The sequence below is a fragment of the Vibrio sp. Vb1026 genome (assembly GCF_033338745.1).
Taxonomy (GTDB): Bacteria; Pseudomonadota; Gammaproteobacteria; order Enterobacterales; family Vibrionaceae; genus Vibrio; species Vibrio alginolyticus.
The window spans coordinates 335-1,075 of record NZ_JAWOTH010000184.1 but is presented as its reverse complement, the minus strand read 5'-3'; the positions used below and the strand labels follow the sequence as shown (position 1 = coordinate 1,075).

Here is a 741-nt window from a genome sequence, read left to right as displayed (position 1 = left end):
TACCAGTCAGTGATAAAGAGCCATATAAGTCAACTTGCACCCGACGTACTTTCGCCATAGAGTCGCTAAGTAGTTGAGTGAAATGGAATCCGGCGAGCATAGGACCGTTAGTGTGGGAGCTGGATGGCCCAACACCGACCTTAAAAATATCGAAAATCGACAGCATAATTGACTTCCTTCAGCAATGAACCTTTCATAGGTCTCTAGAACAATATTGTTAACTAGATGTTAATGCCAGTAAGGCGGTTGGCAAAGAAGATTTTTGTAACTATGCCAAAGACCACACAACAGTGACTTTGTCGCAGGGGAAATTGAGAGAGAAGTATGAAGTTAGGTAACGTGGTCATCGTACTAGGTAAGCGATTGGTTAATAACCAATTGAGTGCTGAAGGCATCACGAGAGTCGAAGCACTAGCCGCTAAGATCCTCGAAATGCCAATGGAGAATACTGCTCTCATATTTTGTGGTGGAAAAACGCAAGGACAAAGCATTTCGGAAGCTGACGCTATGTATGCATATTTTCAGACCCTGAATACGTCGCTGGCCAAGCCTTTTCCGACAAGCCAAATTCTGCTTGAAAATCGCTCTTTGAATACGTTTGAAAACATGCGAAATGCAGCGAAAGTTCTGTGTGAAAGCGGTTTATTTCCGTTACCGTCTCAAGCGGCGGTTGAGGTCATTTTGCTATCAAACGCCTATCATCTTGAGCGCATATTAGAAATTCAAACGCTAATGGATGAG

The 741-nt window shown here is 43.5% G+C and carries 2 protein-coding genes; one reads left to right on the top strand and one right to left on the bottom strand.

Annotated features, from left to right (window positions below; genetic code table 11):
- Nucleotides 1-166 (bottom strand): serine dehydratase beta chain (locus R7E47_RS25170; protein WP_318085526.1); only part of this gene is annotated, 166 nt, incomplete at its 3' end.
- A gap of 158 nt (nt 167-324) precedes the next feature.
- Between R7E47_RS25170 and R7E47_RS25165 the strand changes: the two genes are divergently transcribed.
- Nucleotides 325-741, top strand: a 417-nt coding sequence (locus tag R7E47_RS25165) for a YdcF family protein (protein ID WP_318085523.1), incomplete at its 3' end; no start/stop codon positions are given.